This is a genomic window from Leptospira bouyouniensis (genome assembly GCF_004769525.1).
GTDB classification, from domain to species: Bacteria; Spirochaetota; Leptospiria; order Leptospirales; family Leptospiraceae; genus Leptospira_A; species Leptospira_A bouyouniensis.
Window position 1 is genome coordinate 71044 of sequence record NZ_RQFT01000007.1, and the last position, 16873, is coordinate 87916.

19 protein-coding genes are annotated in these 16873 nt (G+C 37.1%); 9 read left to right on the plus strand and 10 right to left on the minus strand.

The window, feature by feature from the left end; translation table 11 throughout:
- From EHQ43_RS06445 to bioD, 6 genes are read right to left on the minus strand one after another with little or no spacing between them, the layout of a single operon-like run.
- Complete coding sequence (locus EHQ43_RS06445) at nt 1–726, minus strand: GDSL-type esterase/lipase family protein (protein ID WP_135770707.1); 726 nt, start codon at nt 724–726, stop codon at nt 1–3.
- 19 nt (nt 727–745) lie between these two features.
- Complete coding sequence (locus EHQ43_RS06450) at nt 746–925, minus strand: hypothetical protein (protein WP_002975048.1); 180 nt, start codon at nt 923–925, stop codon at nt 746–748.
- 24 nt (nt 926–949) lie between these two features.
- A complete protein-coding gene (locus tag EHQ43_RS06455; protein ID WP_244242674.1) occupies nt 950–2497 on the minus strand; it encodes an MFS transporter in 1548 nt (515 codons plus the stop codon).
- Between the two features lie 59 nt (nt 2498–2556).
- Nucleotides 2557–3612: a biotin synthase BioB gene (bioB, locus tag EHQ43_RS06460; RefSeq protein WP_135770442.1), complete on the minus strand. Its 1056-nt coding sequence runs from the start codon at nt 3610–3612 to the stop codon at nt 2557–2559.
- Nucleotides 3613–3670: 58 nt separating this feature from the next.
- On the minus strand, nt 3671–5002 hold the full coding sequence (bioA, locus tag EHQ43_RS06465; RefSeq protein WP_135741220.1) for an adenosylmethionine--8-amino-7-oxononanoate transaminase: 1332 nt from the start codon (nt 5000–5002) through the stop codon (nt 3671–3673).
- Nucleotides 4989–5681, minus strand: coding sequence for a dethiobiotin synthase (gene bioD, locus EHQ43_RS06470; RefSeq protein ID WP_135754945.1), 693 nt, complete (start codon nt 5679–5681; stop codon nt 4989–4991). Before bioD ends, bioA begins: the two co-directional genes overlap by 14 nt.
- A 58-nt stretch (nt 5682–5739) precedes the next feature.
- Between bioD and EHQ43_RS06475 the strand changes: the two genes are divergently transcribed.
- Nucleotides 5740–6261: a cyclic nucleotide-binding domain-containing protein gene (locus EHQ43_RS06475; RefSeq protein ID WP_135741219.1), complete on the plus strand. Its 522-nt coding sequence runs from the start codon at nt 5740–5742 to the stop codon at nt 6259–6261.
- Nucleotides 6258–7316, plus strand: coding sequence for an AI-2E family transporter (locus EHQ43_RS06480; protein ID WP_135741218.1), 1059 nt, complete (start codon nt 6258–6260; stop codon nt 7314–7316). The genes EHQ43_RS06475 and EHQ43_RS06480 overlap by 4 nt, the downstream gene beginning before the upstream one ends.
- A gap of 83 nt (nt 7317–7399) precedes the next feature.
- Here EHQ43_RS06480 and EHQ43_RS06485 read toward each other — a convergent pair whose 3' ends face one another.
- A complete protein-coding gene (locus EHQ43_RS06485; RefSeq protein ID WP_135754604.1) occupies nt 7400–8314 on the minus strand; it encodes a DMT family transporter in 915 nt (304 codons plus the stop codon).
- Nucleotides 8315–8357: 43 nt separating this feature from the next.
- Between EHQ43_RS06485 and EHQ43_RS06490 the strand changes: the two genes are divergently transcribed.
- From EHQ43_RS06490 to EHQ43_RS06505, 4 genes are read left to right on the plus strand one after another with little or no spacing between them, the layout of a single operon-like run.
- A complete protein-coding gene (locus tag EHQ43_RS06490; RefSeq protein WP_135770443.1) occupies nt 8358–9569 on the plus strand; it encodes a hypothetical protein in 1212 nt (403 codons plus the stop codon).
- A complete protein-coding gene (ung, locus tag EHQ43_RS06495; protein WP_167481757.1) occupies nt 9502–10215 on the plus strand; it encodes a uracil-DNA glycosylase in 714 nt (237 codons plus the stop codon). The genes EHQ43_RS06490 and ung overlap by 68 nt, the downstream gene beginning before the upstream one ends.
- Nucleotides 10205–11092: a DMT family transporter gene (locus EHQ43_RS06500; protein WP_135754602.1), complete on the plus strand. Its 888-nt coding sequence runs from the start codon at nt 10205–10207 to the stop codon at nt 11090–11092. The genes ung and EHQ43_RS06500 overlap by 11 nt, the downstream gene beginning before the upstream one ends.
- The gene (locus EHQ43_RS06505; protein WP_135770444.1) at nt 11089–11403 is read left to right on the plus strand and encodes a 4a-hydroxytetrahydrobiopterin dehydratase; all 315 of its coding nucleotides are present in this window, start codon (nt 11089–11091) and stop codon (nt 11401–11403) included. Before EHQ43_RS06500 ends, EHQ43_RS06505 begins: the two co-directional genes overlap by 4 nt.
- Nucleotides 11404–11496: 93 nt before the next feature.
- Here the strand turns inward: EHQ43_RS06505 and EHQ43_RS06510 are convergent, their stop codons facing one another.
- Nucleotides 11497–12399, minus strand: coding sequence for a porin OmpL1 (locus EHQ43_RS06510; protein ID WP_135770445.1), 903 nt, complete (start codon nt 12397–12399; stop codon nt 11497–11499).
- A gap of 175 nt (nt 12400–12574) precedes the next feature.
- On the opposite strand from EHQ43_RS06510, the gene EHQ43_RS06515 reads away from it, so the two are divergent.
- From EHQ43_RS06515 to EHQ43_RS06525, 3 genes are read left to right on the plus strand one after another with little or no spacing between them, the layout of a single operon-like run.
- The gene (locus tag EHQ43_RS06515) at nt 12575–13144 is read left to right on the plus strand and encodes a hypothetical protein (protein ID WP_135770446.1); all 570 of its coding nucleotides are present in this window, start codon (nt 12575–12577) and stop codon (nt 13142–13144) included.
- A 46-nt stretch (nt 13145–13190) separates the two neighbouring features.
- Nucleotides 13191–14276 carry a glutamine-hydrolyzing carbamoyl-phosphate synthase small subunit gene (gene carA, locus EHQ43_RS06520; protein ID WP_135741211.1) on the plus strand — a complete coding sequence of 362 codons (1086 nt, stop codon included), beginning with the start codon at nt 13191–13193 and terminating at the stop codon, nt 14274–14276.
- A 25-nt stretch (nt 14277–14301) separates the two neighbouring features.
- Nucleotides 14302–14487, plus strand: a complete 186-nt coding sequence (locus EHQ43_RS06525; RefSeq protein ID WP_135741210.1) for a DUF5808 domain-containing protein — start codon at nt 14302–14304, stop codon at nt 14485–14487.
- On the opposite strand, the gene EHQ43_RS06530 is transcribed toward EHQ43_RS06525, so the two are convergent.
- The gene (locus EHQ43_RS06530; RefSeq protein ID WP_135770447.1) at nt 14449–15492 is read right to left on the minus strand and encodes a hypothetical protein; all 1044 of its coding nucleotides are present in this window, start codon (nt 15490–15492) and stop codon (nt 14449–14451) included. The genes EHQ43_RS06525 and EHQ43_RS06530 overlap by 39 nt on opposite strands.
- Before the next feature lie 25 nt (nt 15493–15517).
- Nucleotides 15518–16828, minus strand: coding sequence for an MBOAT family O-acyltransferase (locus tag EHQ43_RS06535; RefSeq protein WP_244242675.1), 1311 nt, complete (start codon nt 16826–16828; stop codon nt 15518–15520).
- Between the last annotated feature and the right edge of the window lie 45 nt (nt 16829–16873).

The window sequence follows — 16873 nt, forward strand, 5'->3', positions numbered from 1 at the left end:
TTATTTTTGCAAATAGGGCCGTAATTTTTTACCCCAAATTTCATACCCTTTTTCGTTAAAATGGAGAACATCACCATTCGGACGGTAAAACTCTTCGCTTAATGTAGGAGCATCAGGATTTCTCATAATGTCCCAAACCTCAATGTATTCTACATTTTTTGTTGTTCGTGCCAAATGGTTTAAAAACAAATTGAATACAGGAACAATCTGATTGAGTTCTTTTACTCTCGTTGGAGGAATCGCTAACAAAATAACTTTCGTATTCCGATTCTTGGCATGTATTTTTTGAATAATTAATTGTAAGTTGTTCTGCACTAAACTAAGGCACTTACCTTCACGAAAGTCGTTCCCACCAATTTCAATTACAATCGTATCAGGATGAAGTACAAGGACATCTTCGTCTATTCGAGTGAGGAGAGTTTCTGTCATATCACCACCAATCCCTCGATTGGTGACAACTCTTCCCGGAAATTCTTTCTTCATAAGTTCTGGTACAAATAAATGCACTAAACTATCACCAGCAAAAACTACATCAGATTTTTTGATAGATGCATTGTCGGTGGCAAAGAGAAGACGCATGGGTATCCAAGCGACTTCTATATATTTTTTAAAGTTGGCATCGTCACGCCAACCTGGCTCAGCAAAACACTTAAAGTTAGAATCAAAGTAATCACGTTTTGAGGTGGATTTACAATTGGTAACACTCAAAACTAGGGCAATCGAAATGCCCCATCGAAGGAAGAATTTAATCCTGTTCTTGCGGTTCATTCATTCGGAAGCGCTTTTGCCAATCTTTGATTTGGGCCTGCGCATATTCTTCCGTGTCACAAATTCGAAATTCAATCGGGTTATTTGTGGTTGTCTCGATGAGTTTGGCTTCGATATACCCGTTCTTTAACTTGGTTGTCTCAATGCGATATCTCATCTGAATAGCTCCAAAAACCAGGATTTAATTACCACGTATCTTTGCAATCTCTTCTAACGTTTCATCCTCTTTGTATTTTCCAAAGAGAAAAATTGCAAGTAAACAGAATGCAGAAGCAAGTGGTCCTGTCAACCGAACTCCAAGCTCCCCTCCCGCTTCTACTTCTTCGACTTTACAAATCGTAGATTCCTTACTTATTTTTGCCTCACTCTCACTATTTTTTTTGGATTCTGTCTGAGAATCGGACACAGATGGCGCAATGATCCCTGTCACATTGGGAGACACTTGTTTTTTGGATTCTCTGTCTAGACCAAGTAAAATCACAGAACTAAAGATCAAGACGGCAAGTGTTTGTCCTAATTTCTGCATGAAGGTTCGTCCTGCATAAAATAGACCTTCTCGTTTCGATCCCGTTTTTAATGAATCAAGTTCAGCAATATCTGCTAATATTGCATTTGGTAATATTCCAAGAATTGCAATTGGGATGGCAGCAACCCCAACGATCATATAACCTTGGATATATGGGGATATGGGCAAACTGTTTTTCCCAATAAAATAGATGGATAAAAATAATGCGAGAAATGTATAAAAGCCAATGAGAACCGTTCTCTTTTTCCCGATTTTCCGTGCGACAAAATTGACTACGGGATAAAAGGCAAACGACACAAGTAACATCACCGTTAGAAGTTGTGTCACAAAGTCTCGTTCCAATTCTAAAAGCACTGTTACATAATAGGAAATCCCAGTTGTGAGGATTGTGAGAGCCAGGAAGTAACACAAATCAGATAAAGCAAAATACAAAAAGTTTTTGTTTTTGAATGTGAGTAAAATTGCTTCTTTGAAGGGAACACTTGAAGCTTCTGACTCACAGTATGTTTTTTCATGAATGGTAAACACAGGGAAGTACATACAAATCGCCGCAAAGATACAAAGGATTCCCAGTGCATACTGGCGCGCAACTAACGTTTGCACAGAAGGATCTGCATCAAAAACAAAACTTGATTGTAGTGCGCTTGCAATCATCGGTTCCGTCGATGCAATGATGATCCCGAGTGCATATGTGACTGAAATGTATGTGGAGAGATTGAGTCGTTCTTCTGGGGTATGGCCAAGCTCCGGGATTAGTGCAAAAAATGGTGTGACATACACTGTTAAAAATAAGTAAAAGAGTAACATAAAACTTGTCATCCACACTAAGTTGGTCGATGAAACGAAGTTATGTGGTGGCACAAAGATTAACCAACAAAAGACGGCAGATGGAACCCCACCCAAAAATAAAAACGGAATCCTTCTTCCAAATCGTGAAGAAAAACGATCAGATGAATTTGCAATGAGTGGGTCAGTGAATGCATCCCATAAACGACCAATAGCTGCGACCACTCCAATCGTGGAAAGGCCCCAAAATGCCATTTTTTCGATTAAATCCGGGAAACAATCTTGGCCCGGTTTAGGTGCAGGGGGTAGGTAAAAATAAACTTGGTGAAGACCGATGATATTGATGAGTGTAGACCAACCAAGTTGGCCTACCGCATAACTAATTTGTTTTCGAAATGGTAAAGACGGTTTTTGCATGTGTTTCACTAGAGGCGATAAAGTAGGAGCATGATACCGCCAAAAGTGAAAAAGGCAAACTACTTTTTGTGTTTATAGAGTTCTGGAAAGTTTTTCTCGTCGTATAAAAACTTTGATTCGTAGTCTTCCCAACCTTCTGGGATTCCTTCCGTAAACTCAGGCACCATATTACAATCACGAATGAGATTCATGGTTTGTTCCATCTCGCTGCCTTTTACATTCAAATAACCTTCAGCAAACAAAGAATTGGATACATAAAGTGCCATGGATTGTAAAGAACCTAAATGCCCTTCCCGACCCGCACCAACACGGATCTCTGAATCAGGGTTCACCAAACGAAACATAGACAATACACGAATACAAAATTCAGGTGTGAGCGGTGACTTTTGGATGGCATGCCCTTTAATGGGAATAAAAAAGTTCACAGGGATAGAAATCACTCCAAGTCGTTTTAATTCAAAAGCAACTTGTACGATGTCTTTCAATTCTTCCCCCATTCCCACGATGATCCCAGAACAAAGTCCAATCTCCGCTTCTTTTGCCGCTTCAAGTGTTGTTAGTCGGTCTTTAAAAGTATGTGTAGAACAAATTTCATTGTATTTTGACTCGGACGTATTGAGGTTATGGTTGTAACGATCAAGGCCTGCATCCTTTAATGTTTTTGCTTTTTTGGAGTCTAGGATTCCGGCAGAAAGACAAACCTTCATTCCTAATTCACCATTAATTTTGGAAATAGTTTCTGCCAATTTGTCGACTGCTTTGTCAGTTGGACCTCGGCCTGAAGTCACCATACAAAAACGATAGGCACCATTCTCTTTTGCTTTTTTGGCATCTTCCCAGATTGCCTCAGGCGATTTTAAGGAATACTCTTGGATTCCAGATTCCCCACCTTTCCTTTGGGCGCAGTAACCACAATCTTCTGGGCAATACCCATTTTTGATATTATCTAATATATGAATCCGAACTCGGTTACCAAAATGACGATATCTTTCTTCAGAAGCTTTTGCCACTGCTGGTAAAAGTGGGACTTCTCCCTTTAGAATCTGAAGGGCTTCTTCCTCGGAAATGAGTGATGGAGAGGAAGAGATAGTTTTTTCTTGGATACTTGCGATCATGAGAACAAAATCTTGAACTTGCGTGACTCTGTAAACGAAGAAAAATTGAAGGAGAAACTTAGTCTTCTTCTGTTTCTAAAAATGTTAGCAGTGTCTTTTCGAGTGCTAAAAATATTCTTTCGAGTGAGGCATCTGAAATCGTATAAGGTGGAGTAATGTAAATAGTCCTTCCAAGAGGTCTTAATAAAATAAAATATTTGCGAAGAGAATCCCTGATTTGTTTTCCTATAGGATTTAAATATTCATCAGTTGCTACTGGCTCTTTCCATTCAAATGCAAAGATTCCGCCCATTACACGGACATTTTCGATAGAATTTCCCATTTTATTTTGAAAGGATTCTGCATGTGTTTTTAATTTTGACTCTAACTCTCTCACTTTTGTAAGCCCAAAATCTTTTAACATAGCAACAGACGCATAACCTACGCTACATGCTAGTGCATTCCCGGTCATTGTATGGGCATGGAAAAAAGACTTATAAGGATCTTTGGATAAAAATGTTTCATAAACAAAATTTGGAACGAGAGTGGCGGCAAGGGGTAACATCCCACCTGTTAATCCTTTTGCTATCACTAGTAAATCAGGAACAACACTTGCCTTTTGGTAAGCAAACGGATCACCTAATTTTCCCATTCCGGTAAATACCTCGTCGAAAATCAGTAATGTGTCGGTATAGGTGGCGAGTTCTCTAAGTTTGACCAATACTTTTTTATCGTAGAATAACATTCCATTGGCCCCAAATACCAAAGGTTCGATCACAATGCCAGCATATTCTTTTTGTTTGATTTCAAGTTCTAATTCAGACAAACATTCCGTAGAACAATTATTAGGTTTCTTTCCCCAAGGACAAAACATACAATTTGGAGCCGGGAACTCTTTCGTTGGGAACCGTAACTCAGAAAAAATTCGATTGAAGTAGTTTTTCCCTGATACATTCATCGCACCGATGCTATCACCATGGTATGAATTGGAAAAAACTAAAAATTCAGATCTCGGTTTTGTATTTGGATTGTTTTGATAGTATTGGATACTGAGTTTTAAAGCAATTTCTATCCCATTCGACCCGTTATCAGAATAAAAGACTTTCGCAAAATCAGAACGTGTTAACTCTAACAAAGCTTTGGATAAAGTTTCTGCTGCTTCATGGATATTCCCCGCAAGCATAACATGATCCAATGATTTAAGTTGGTTTTGTAATGCTTCCACTAAAGTCGGATGGCGATGCCCATAAATCATAGTCCACCAACTTGAGATGGCGTCTATCCAGACATTTCCGTCTTCATCTGTTACAAATTCTTTCTCTGCAGATACAATTTTTAGTAAGGATTCAGATTCATCTTGAATGGTTAGTGGCACCCAAGTGAGTGTGTTGACTGGATTATAGTTCTTCATCTGCATTGATAACAAGATCTATCACATTTCGATTTGGATCAAAATGTTCTGTAGCAAAACTGATAAATTCTTCAGAGGTTAACTTCTGCTCGGGAAAGTTAGTAAAACCTAAAAAAGAAACACCACCTAATCTCTGTATCATGGAGGCATTGTCTTCTTGTAAAGAGTTGTTTGGACCAACTAAATAAAATCCATACACAGGGATAAAACGAGATGTTAATGCTTCTAAGGTTAATAAAGTATGATTGATGGTTCCAAGTTCAGTAGATCCAACAACGATCACACCAAGATTTGATTCTTGGATCGCTCGTATGGTAAGGTAATCTTCGGTGATAGGTACAAACACTCCACCTGCCCCTTCAATCAGAGTATTATTGTTTCTTTCTTTGGAAACCAAATTCAAAAGTAGTTTTGGATCGATCGTCTGACCTTCAGCTTTTGCTGCGTAATGCGGACTCGCTGGGGTTTTATAAACAAAGATTGGATTTAAAAAACAGGAATCGGGCAAATTCGTCGTTTTTTGGATAAAGGTTGTGTCGTCGGCACTGATTGTTCCTGTTTGGATGGGTTTCCAATAACGGAATCCGAACTTTTTCGCATATTTGGCCATAAACAGGCTGGAAAAGAAGGTTTTGCCTACGTCGGTGCCGGTTCCGGTAACATAAAAAGCTTGTCCCATAAGTGCAAGTTTTATCAATTCCAGACCTCGTCTATCCGATTTATATAAGAGAGGCAATATGCAACTTCCCCTTTGGAAATCCATTCTCAAACGCGATGACAATCCCATTACGGAGATTTCACATTTTCTTCGTGAAACGGCTATCTTTGAAGGTATGTCACGAAGGACACTTCGTGAAGTAGCAAGGCTCATCCATAAAAGAAAATACTATGCTGGTGAAACTATATTTTACCAAGGCCAAGCGGGCACTGGAGTGTATTTAATCTTACAGGGAAAAGTAGAAATTTTCTCAGAACGTGAAGGAGTCACATTAAAACTCGCCGAACTTGAAAAAGGTGCTTTTTTTGGAGAACTTGCTTTGTTCCAAGATTTCCCAAGATCAGCAACTGCTGTGACTCTTGTAGATTCAATTCTACTTGGTTTTTTCCAACCAGAACTCAAAACATTATTGGAAACAAAACCTCGCGTTGGGAATGATTTACTTCTAAGTTTTGCCTCTATCATCGCTGACAGACTTCGCAAAACAAATGATACATTAGAAGCAGCATACTTTAAAAGTAAAAAGAATAAATCAAAATGATCTTTAAAGAAAATAGTATTTCTTCTCTGGTATTAAGGTCTGCTTTTTTTGGCCTCATCGCATTAACCGTTCTCATTGGGATTGTAGGTGTCAAATTTTTAGCGATTCCTCTTCTCATTTCGGGAATTCATTTTTATATCTTCCATGGGGTAGTGGATTATTTTGAATCTAGAGGAATTCATCGAGCAATCACAATCATCTTTATTTTTACTTTTTTAATTGCTGGCGCTTATTGGTTTTTGGCTTTTTATCTTCCAAACTTGTTTGAAAAAGCACAACCAATTGTATCAGAGTGGTCTATCAAAATGGATGATCCGAATTTTCAACTTTTGGATTTTTCCAAATTACCTGTTGTTTCTAAAAATCCAGAACTTTGGAAAAAAATCATCAATCCCGAAGAAATTGCAAAACTTGCAACAAGTAACTTAGAAGAGTTTCTGAGAGGAATTGTTGTGATGATTCCAACATTCATTAGTTGGATGATCATCATTCCAATTATCAGCTTTTTTTTGTTACTCGATGCAAACCTAATTTACAAAACTATGATTAGTTTTATTCCTAACCGGTTTTTTGAAATGTTCCTTATGGTATTTTACCGAATGAATCAACAGATCACAAGTTATTTGAAAAGTTTAGTGATCCAATGTGGAATTATGGCGATTGTTGCCTCCATTGGTTTTTTTATTGTTGGCGTTAAATTTTTCGTTCTATTTGGAATCTTCTTAGGTGTTGCCAATTCCATCCCTTACTTAGGACCACTGATTGGTGCCATCCCACCAATCCTCTTTGCAATTTTGTTTCCTGAAATGTCACCTTCAATCGGTTCCATTGCCTCAGTTGTCATCGTTGCACAACTTGTAGACAATGCAATAGTCCAACCAGTTGTGATTGCAAATGCAGTTTCCTTACACCCACTTGCTATTTTGATAGGGATCGCAGTGGGAGGGAATTTTTTTGGGATCTTTGGAATGTTACTGGCAATCCCTGTATTATCGATCTTAAAAGTGACAATTGGCATTTTGTATCATGCTTTAAAAGAACACCAAATCATTTAGTTACCATTTCCAGATGAAATATGAAATGGAATCAATTTATGCGTTAGTTGTAGGGAATAAAAGAGAGGTGAGTTTAATGAGACTCATTCCTCTCGTTTGTTCCATTTTCCCATTTCTGAAAATAAAATTCCGAATAAAGTTAAAAAAGATCCAATGGCACCAATTGTGCCCAATCTTTCGCCTAATACAAGATAAGCCAAGAAAAAAGAAAACACTGGTTCCAAACTATAGAGTAATCCAGCTCTGGCAGGTGACACGGCCTTTTGGTATCTAGTTTGTATCTGTGTTGTAAAAATTGTTGCAAACACTGATGTATAAATGATACCAATCCAAAATTTTAAGTCAAATTGTACATTGATAGTTTGTTTTAAAAAAATAGATTCAACTGGAAATAAAAAACTAGATACGATTGCGATTAATAAAATTTCAAACGAGACCAAAATTTGAGATGGGATTTTTTTAGTATAAATATCGATCAAAATGATATACACCGCAAAGAAAAACGCACCGATAAGAGTGAGTCCATCTCCAAACCCAAATCCTAAATTGTTTTGAATCTCATCGAAATTTTTACCATTTTGCGAAATACAAAATAATCCAATCACAACGATCACAACCGCTATCCATGTCCTTAAAGATGGAAGTTTGCGTTCTATGGCGATCTCAAGTAACGGAACAAAAATCACATAGGCACCCGTCATAAATCCAGATTGTGTTGCCGAAGTATACACAAGCCCAATGGTTTGAAACGCATATCCAAGTAATGCGGAACAAGCGACAAAAAAGGCAGGAACAATATAATCCAGACGACGATTTGCTTTTGAAAATAATGTTTTCCGATAGATTAAAAGTGTAATGAACCCAGCGACAGAAAATCGGACCGCTAAAAATAAAAAAGGAGGTACCGAATCCAAAGCAAGTTTGATGACCACAAAGGTTCCACCCCAAAGAATGGCGGCAATCACCAAAAAGAGTTCTGGAGTGAAGATCCTAGACATGTAAGGTCAGTCTTTCCCAAGAAATACGGATAGCAAGGAAAAGATGAATTGGAAATTTAAAATCAGAAAACCCCAACAGGGTACAACTTTGACATGGGAATTATATTTTCCTCCAGGCACATCCACTTGGGTGGGAGATAAGGTAAAAGAAAACCTAGACCAAATTCCACTTCCGAACCAACCAGAAGCGAATGTGCGTACGTTTTCTGAAAAAATTAAAATTGAAAATACTAATGCACATCAAATCACCTATCTTTTGTTCAATGGGTATTTTATCAGAGATTTACGTCTTGTCATAGCGAGAACCAATGATTGGGACAAGTCTGCTGAAAAACGAGAAGAAGAATGGGACCGAATTTTAACAGAAGCAGTTTCAATTGCAAAACCACTCTTTTCCAATCCAGATACAAAATTTTACGAAATCAAAGAAAACTTACACATTAGTTTCTTTGAGGATGAAATTACAGTTTCACTTTCTGTCCTTGGAGAACCAGGTTATAAACGAGGAATCAAAGCTACTTTCCCAACAAGTGCACCTGTCCCCGAGGACTTGGCTCATATACTTATTGAAGAGTGTTTCCAAATCTTTTCGATTCCAAGAGAAAAGGTAAATTCAGTTTATATTCCTTTTGCCGGAACAATGACTTTTGCCACCGAATGGAAATTAGGTGAAGAAAAAATCCCATTTTTATCGTTACCGAGGGAATTTATTTGGAAGAAACTCACATTATTTCCAGAAAAATCATATGAACATTTTTTAAAAAAACGAAACACCTTATTACCAAATAATACACATGTAACGCCCATGGTGATACAAGATACAGACCCAGCTTTAACACCGTATTGGACTCAAGAATTTTCAAATTGGAGAAAATGGATCCATGTCGAATCAATTGATCATACCATCTCAGACTTTTTAAAAACTTTTCCCGTTTTCTCTGAAGGGAACGAAAATACGACTCATTACTTTATACCGTTAAACCCACCGTATGGATACCGAAAAAACGAAATGACCGGTCCAGAAGAAAAGTTATATGCAAAGATTGGTAATAGACTTAATGTTTTATCAAAAGATTTACAGAAAAAGTTTTCCATTATTGGTTTTATACTTTGCCCAAATGAGGATAAGTGGAGCGATTGTATGAAAGAATTAAAGAATTTTTCAAAAAAAACCATCCATGTTACACATGGTGGTATCGATTTACGCGTGTTATTCTTTCATTTGGAGGGGAAATCTGAAAGAAGTTCAAATTGAACCTAGTTGGAAAGAGGTTTTAAACGATGAATTTCAAAAACCTTATTTCACAAAATTGCGCGAATGGATAAAAAACGAGTACCGATCGGCTGTTGTTTACCCACCTGCAAAACTGATTTTTTCCGCGTTTGACTTGTGTCCTTTTGACGAAGTCAAAGTGGTGATCCTTGGTCAAGATCCCTACCATGGACCAGGACAAGCGCATGGACTTTGTTTTTCAGTAAAGGAAGGTGTACCATTCCCTCCTTCCTTACAAAACATCTTCAAAGAGATAAAAGACGATTTAAATAAACCGATTCCGAAGTCAGGGGATTTAAGTTACCTCGCCAAACAAGGTGTCTTTTTACTCAATGCCACACTCACAGTCGAAAAAGACAAAGCAGGGTCTCATCAGAATCAAGGTTGGGAAATATTTACTGATGCTGTAATCAAAATCTTAGCTGAAAAAAAAACAAATTTAGTATTTTTGTTATGGGGATCTTTTGCTCAGAAAAAAGAACTTTTGATTCCACCAAACAAACATTTGGTTTTAAAATCAGCACACCCTTCTCCACTGTCTGCATACCGCGGATTCTTAGGGAACCGACATTTTTCAAAAACAAATGAATATTTAAATTCAATAGGAAAACAATCCATTGACTGGTAATGAAAAAAAAGGATATTTTTTTGTTTTTTTAACCGGTGTTTTTTTTGCATTTGAAGTCATCGGATTTAAAGAAATATTCCGAAGGTTTAACTTATCTCCAGAAATGGCAGCATTCTTTGGTGTTGGTTTTGCCTTTTTAGTTGTGACTCCCTTTTTCTTAAGTTCTAACAAACGTAGAAAAAAAGTGATCCTCACGATCAAAAGAGATGGCCTCATCTTATTCATTGGAACTTTTTCCAATGCGATGGGGATCGTTTTATATTATTATGCACTTAAACAAACAGATCTCGGTCCCGCTGCGATTCTTATCAAAACCACCGTATTGTATAATGTCATCCTTGGGGTTGTATTCCTTGGAGAAAGATTTAAGGATAGGGAAGTTTTTGGAATTGTTTTATCATTATTTGGAATTTATTTAATTTCCACCTTACAAGGTCAGATCAATTTTTTATCTGCATTTTGTATTTTATTAAGTGCTTTTTTGTTTGCGATCCAAAGTTATTTAATTAAAAAATACATCCCAGAAATATTAGGTCTTGAGTATGCATACCTACGTTTGTTTTTATTATGTATATTTTTTTTAATTTATTCATTAGGAATTGGATCTTTTGCCATACCCAAATGGAATACCATCGTGATCCTTGGTCTTTGTTCTCTACTCGGATATTTTTTAGGAAGAGCCTTTTATTTTGAAGCGCATAATTATTTACCGATCAGCAAACTGAATGCAACACTACTAATCGAACCTATTTTTCTCATGTTTGTCGGAATTTTGTTTATGAATGAGCCTTTCGACTTACAGAAATTATGTGGAGGAACAGTGATACTGCTTGGATTGTATTTAATTGTATTCCATAAACGGAAGGTGAAATCATGAAAGAACAAAACCCAAAATTGACAGACATTGAAATCCAATTTTTACTCGCATCATACCCTCTATGGAAATTAAAGGAAGAAGATGGTTTTCATTCATTATGTTTTGAATACCGATTTGATACTTTTCAAAATGCATTTGTTTTTTTAACAAAACTTGCCTTTGTGTCGCAATCCTTAGACCACCATGCAGAGATATGGAATGTTTACAACCAAGTCCGGCTCAAACTCTACACTCATGACCAAAAAACTCTCACTAAAAAAGATTTGGATTTTATCAAACTTCTAATGGAGCCTCCAAATCACTGGGATTAAAATGCAATTGGATTAACGTATTTATCATTTTGGCAAAAAAAAACCGGGGTTGGAATCCAACACCGGTTTTCTCCTTTAACAGTGATGAACTGATTAAATTTCGATTTTGTAACCTACGCGGTAAGTTTGTCCACCGATCACCACAGGGTAAGCTACCCAAGGTGCAAGAGCAGATGCTCCACCGATTGACGCAACTCCACCAACTCCCATTCCAGCAGAAAGGATGGTTTCTAATTCAAAGAAAAGGTGACCTTTGTCAGTAACTTTTGTTTGAGCATCAACTAACCAGTTCAATCCGAATCCACTTGCACCGAAACGTACGTTTTCTTTATGGATTCCTGGGTTTGGAGCATCACCAAGAAGAGTACCACCTGGTCCTAAAATTCCTGGTGCGAAGGTTTGAAGTCCTGGGTTGTTGATTGTACCAGAAACTCCCCACCATCCTTGGAAGTAGTTTACCCCTGCTCCAATATATACAGCAGTATCGTTTGCAGCATTGTATAATTTAATACCTAAGTAAGTAGGAACAGTCCAAGCTGTGTATTGCCACTCTTGGTCTAACCACTTATAACCCATCACAGTAGAAGAAGTATCACCACCAGAAATTTTTGTAGTATAGTTTACGTTAACTCTCCAGAAAAGGCTAGGTACTCCGAAGACTCCTTCTTTTTCGTAACCAATGTTTACGTTACCACCCACCATAGCTCCGTTGGTTTTTGCACCAACTGCTCCACCAGTTGTTCTTTTTAAACTGATGAGTGTGTTTTCAGCGTAGATTGCTTTTTGAAGAGAACCTGTTGGTGTTCCAGCAGCGTTTAACTGTGGGTTTCTTGAATCTAGTCCATCTTTCGTAATGGTTCCACCGAGTTGTGCAAGGTCGAATTGCATACCCAAACCGAACATAACATAAGAACGAGGACCAGATTGTGCGCTTAAGCTACCAGCCAAGCACATAAGTACGAACCCCATCATTCCAAATCGTAGAGATTTCAGCATTTGATGATTACTCCTTAGTGAGTGTTTCCTGAATTTTTTTCATTCCTGCGAACAAACGAATGCCAGTGAGCAGCCGTTCATACCGACAATTGCAATGAAACTAGTGCTTCTCATAGGATTTGTCAAATAAAATTGTTAAATCTTCACGAAAATTGTGTTAAATGTGGAATTTCGAATGAGTCTAACCCTGTCTAAACAACTTTTCCTTATTTGCAGATTCCTTTGGCTTTTTGTTCTTTTTTCTACCATGACCAGTGCCAAAGAAAGAAAGGTGATTCGTTTTTCAGGCGAATTGATTAGTTGGGAATCAGATGGTGAGAATTCTCACTTTCGTTTTTTGGATTCTACCAGCTTACGAGAACGGACCATTCTCTGTGATCCGGAAACCATGAGCCTTAGTTTTAGTCACAAAGCAAAAAACAATCTCTATGTAGAAGGAAAAGCCACCCAGAATTCTCCTACCTCCGACCAGTGGTTCTGTGTGGGCAAACCTCACGTCTTCCAAAAGTACCAAGTGACTTCTCCGGCAAAACAAGCGCAGACAAAAACCATCCAAGGCCAAGTCGTAGAAGCAGATCCGGTCTTCGGCCAAATTGTCTACCTTGTGTGGGGGAGACGGTTTTATCTAACGATCAACCCAACGGAAGCAGAAATCATGGCAGAAGAACTTTCTAAGATGAAAACAGTCATGATCGATGGGGAATACCGTTATGATAGGATCAAACGTTATTATGTAAAAGATTGATGAATTTTTGTTCGCAAACCTGGCCCATTTCTTTGGAATGGATTAGATGCAGGCTTTTTTGGTTTTAGCAAACGGAACGGTCATGAAGGGCCGATCCTTCGGTGCAAATAAGAATTCGATCGGTGAGGTAGTCTTCAATACCTCTATGGCAGGGTATCAGGAAATTTTAACTGACCCTTCTTACAAAGGTCAAATTGTTACACTTACCTACCCAATGATTGGGAACTACGGAATCAATCCCGATGATATGGAATCAGATAGAATCCAAGCTTCTGGTCTCATCGTCAAAGAGTATGTCAAACGTCCTTCAAATTTCCAATCCAAAGAAACTCTCAGTGAATTTTTAATTCGTTTTGGTATACCTGCCATTGAAGGAATTGACACACGCAAACTAACGCGCATTATCCGAAATTCAGGTGCCATGAATTGTGGGATTTTTATTAGCGAAACCTATGAAGATTCGTTTTTAGAAACTGTTAAAAATGCACCATCAATGGAAGGCCAAGACTTAGCCCAAATTGTCACCTGTGAAAAACCATATGAATACGGTGCACACTCTCCAAGCAAATTCAAACTTGCTGTATATGATTTTGGGATCAAAAGAAATATCTTACGACTACTCGATTCTGCAGGTTTTAATGTATTTGTATTCCCTGCAAAAACAAAAGCTGAAGACTTAATCAAAGAAGGTTTTGATGCATTCTTTTTATCCAATGGTCCAGGTGACCCAGCTCCACTCGATTATGCGATCCAATCGGCAAAAACCATTATGGAAGCAAAAAAACCACTCTTTGGAATTTGTTTGGGTCACCAAATCATAGGACTCGCGCTCGGTAAAAAAACTTCCAAATTAAAATTTGGTCATCGTGGTGGTAATCATCCTGTGAGAAATGAAGAAACAGGAAAAATTGAAATCACTTCGCAAAACCACGGCTTTCACGTATTAGGTGAGTCTTCACCTGACCTTCCGATCACACGGATCAATCTTTTTGATAACACTGTGGCTGGTCTAAAAACCAAAGGGTTACCTGTTATGGCAGTGCAATACCACCCGGAAGCATGCCCTGGTCCTCATGATTCAGCCTATCATTTCCAAGAATTTTATACTATGGTAGAATCTTCAAAAGTATAAACTTTGGTAAACCGAAGGGGGTTATATGTCATACAAAGAAGAAAAAAATTTCTGGGGAATTCCGTACGGGACTGAAATTTCAGCGGAAGCGTTCGTTAAAGATATTTGGGATCCAAGTACAGAAGAAATCCTCACTCCAAAACAATTCTTTGGAATTGGCTGGGGGATCAACCTACATGCTCTTGGCAGACGTGTTGGTGTGATCAAGTAACAATCGTTTTAGTATCTTTGCCAAAGCATCTCTTCCTTTTTGGTTGAGGTGCGTCAAATCTGCAAAATACGAATATTCCTTCAAAAACTCATTCTTAAAATCTAAAACCACTCTTTTGTTTTGTAAGTTTGAATTATGTAAAAATTCTAATACAGAATCTGTTATCAAGTTTGCATTTTTCTCTTTCAAATTGTTCTCCATCTTTGGAGAAAATGGAATTCGAAGAACCACAACATCAAGATTTTGATTATCCAAGATCTTAAACATTTGATTCCACAACTGAATCGATAACTCTCTTTTCCCCGCAAGGATAGAAGTATCCAAATTTTGAAAATTGTCTAACTCTTGCAAGGTTGGATCATCACCTGTTGATTTCCAGATCCAGGCACCACTCTTTTTTTCCATACTTTCTTTGATGAATTCCGACTCCAAACTCCTTCGTGATAAGTCAGATTGGACAATGGGATCATAAAATATACGATTCAAATTGGAGCTTAGAGCAAAGTATGGGAAAATTTGGATCACTAATTTCCAACTTATATCCGTTAGATTTCCAAAATATGCTTTACGAATCAATGGTTCGGTTATCTGTAAAAAATCAAAATTACCGAAGGAATAATATAATTGTTTATGAGCATCCGTAATTGAATTTTTACTCGTATTCAGTGGGGAGATATTGACATACACTTTTCTTAGATAAGGAAGTCTGTGAATCGATTTTAGTGTATCAGATAAAATTCCCTCTGGTTGTTGACTTGGCAAAGGAATATACAATATTTCACTTAAGTTTACATTTTCAATTTCTGCAATTGTTTCAGGAGAAATTCCGCTGACGATCTGACTATCTCCTAAAACAAGTATTTTAGATTTTTGATCCCAGTTTCTGTTTTTTGCGTAATACCAATAAATTGAAGTTGTTTCACAATAAGATATAAACTTACCATAAGTCAGGTGCATCACAATCGAGATGCCAACTAAAATGATAAATAGGAAACGAACTTTCATTGATTATATATCATATGAATAATGTTTAAAATTGAAAATAAAAAAAGTCTTCTTTGGCAAAAGGTGAAACGAGTGAAAACCAGAAAAATGAAAGAACTAAAATTACAGAAAATAGATATGGTTTTGTTGTTACAAAAAATGTTGGTCTATCTGTTTGTTTCCATTCTTGCCAAAGGTCAAAGAGAAATAGAGGTAAAATGATGAGTAAAAGCATAAAAGGAATTTGATTCCATGATGGAAATGTTCTTAAATTTTCTAAAATAAGTAAAGATTCCTTCGGTGAGTTGATTCTAAATAACAATAATCCAATAGAGAAAGTATAAAAGGTAAATAGAATCCCGATACCTGTAAAAACTTTGTTTTGCAATTTGGTCAATCCTAGATGTTTTAGAATTCGGTAAAGTACAAGGCAAATGCCCAAGTAAAAACCCCAAATAATAAATCCATATCCTGCCCCATGCCAAATTCCCGTTAAAAACCAAACAAACATTAGATTTATATTTTCTCTAACGAATCCATGTCGATTTCCACCTAATTTAATATAAACGTAATCACGTAACCATGTAGATAAAGAAATATGCCATTTTGACCAAAACTCCGATGGATTCGAAGAAAAAAATGGTCTTTTGAAATTGTTCATGAGTTCGAAACCCAACATTTCGGCAAGCCCCATCGCACATAATGAATAACCAAAAAAATCTGCATACACTTGGAAGGCAATGGTTGGAGCAACAATCCATAAAATTCCTGGTTCCAAGGATAAAAAGGATCCAACTTGGATTCCCACATAACGCGACAAAGGATCTGCTATACTCGATTTAATGAAAACTCCAAAACAAAACAAGGAAAGTCCGTTCCATATATTGTCTTTCGAAATGAAACGCTCTGATTCAATTTGTGGAATTAGATTCCCAGGTCTTTCAATGGGGCCAAGCAATAACAATGGGAAAAACATATCATACAGCACAAAGGTAAAAAAGTTTCTACAGACTGGTATTTTTTTATCATACACCTCAATCAAATAACTAATGTTATGGAAGGTATAAAAAGAAATTCCAATTGGTAATAGTATATTTGGTTTCCAAAGTAATGGAGATTCACCAAATTCAATCCTTAAATCTGATAGAACTCCCCAGACAAACAAGAAGTATTTAAATATCGCCAAATACAAAACATTGGCTGTGATTCCAAAAATAAAAAGTGGTCTTTTTTTATTAGCAGGGATTTTATCAATTAGAATCCCAATTGTATAATTAAAGAGTATTGAAGAGAATAATAAAATAGTTCCACCGATACCCCACTGAGAATAGAAGTAGATCCCAAAAAAAAGTAACAATAGTTTTCGAATCCGAAAGGGAGAAAAATAATAGATCAGATAAAA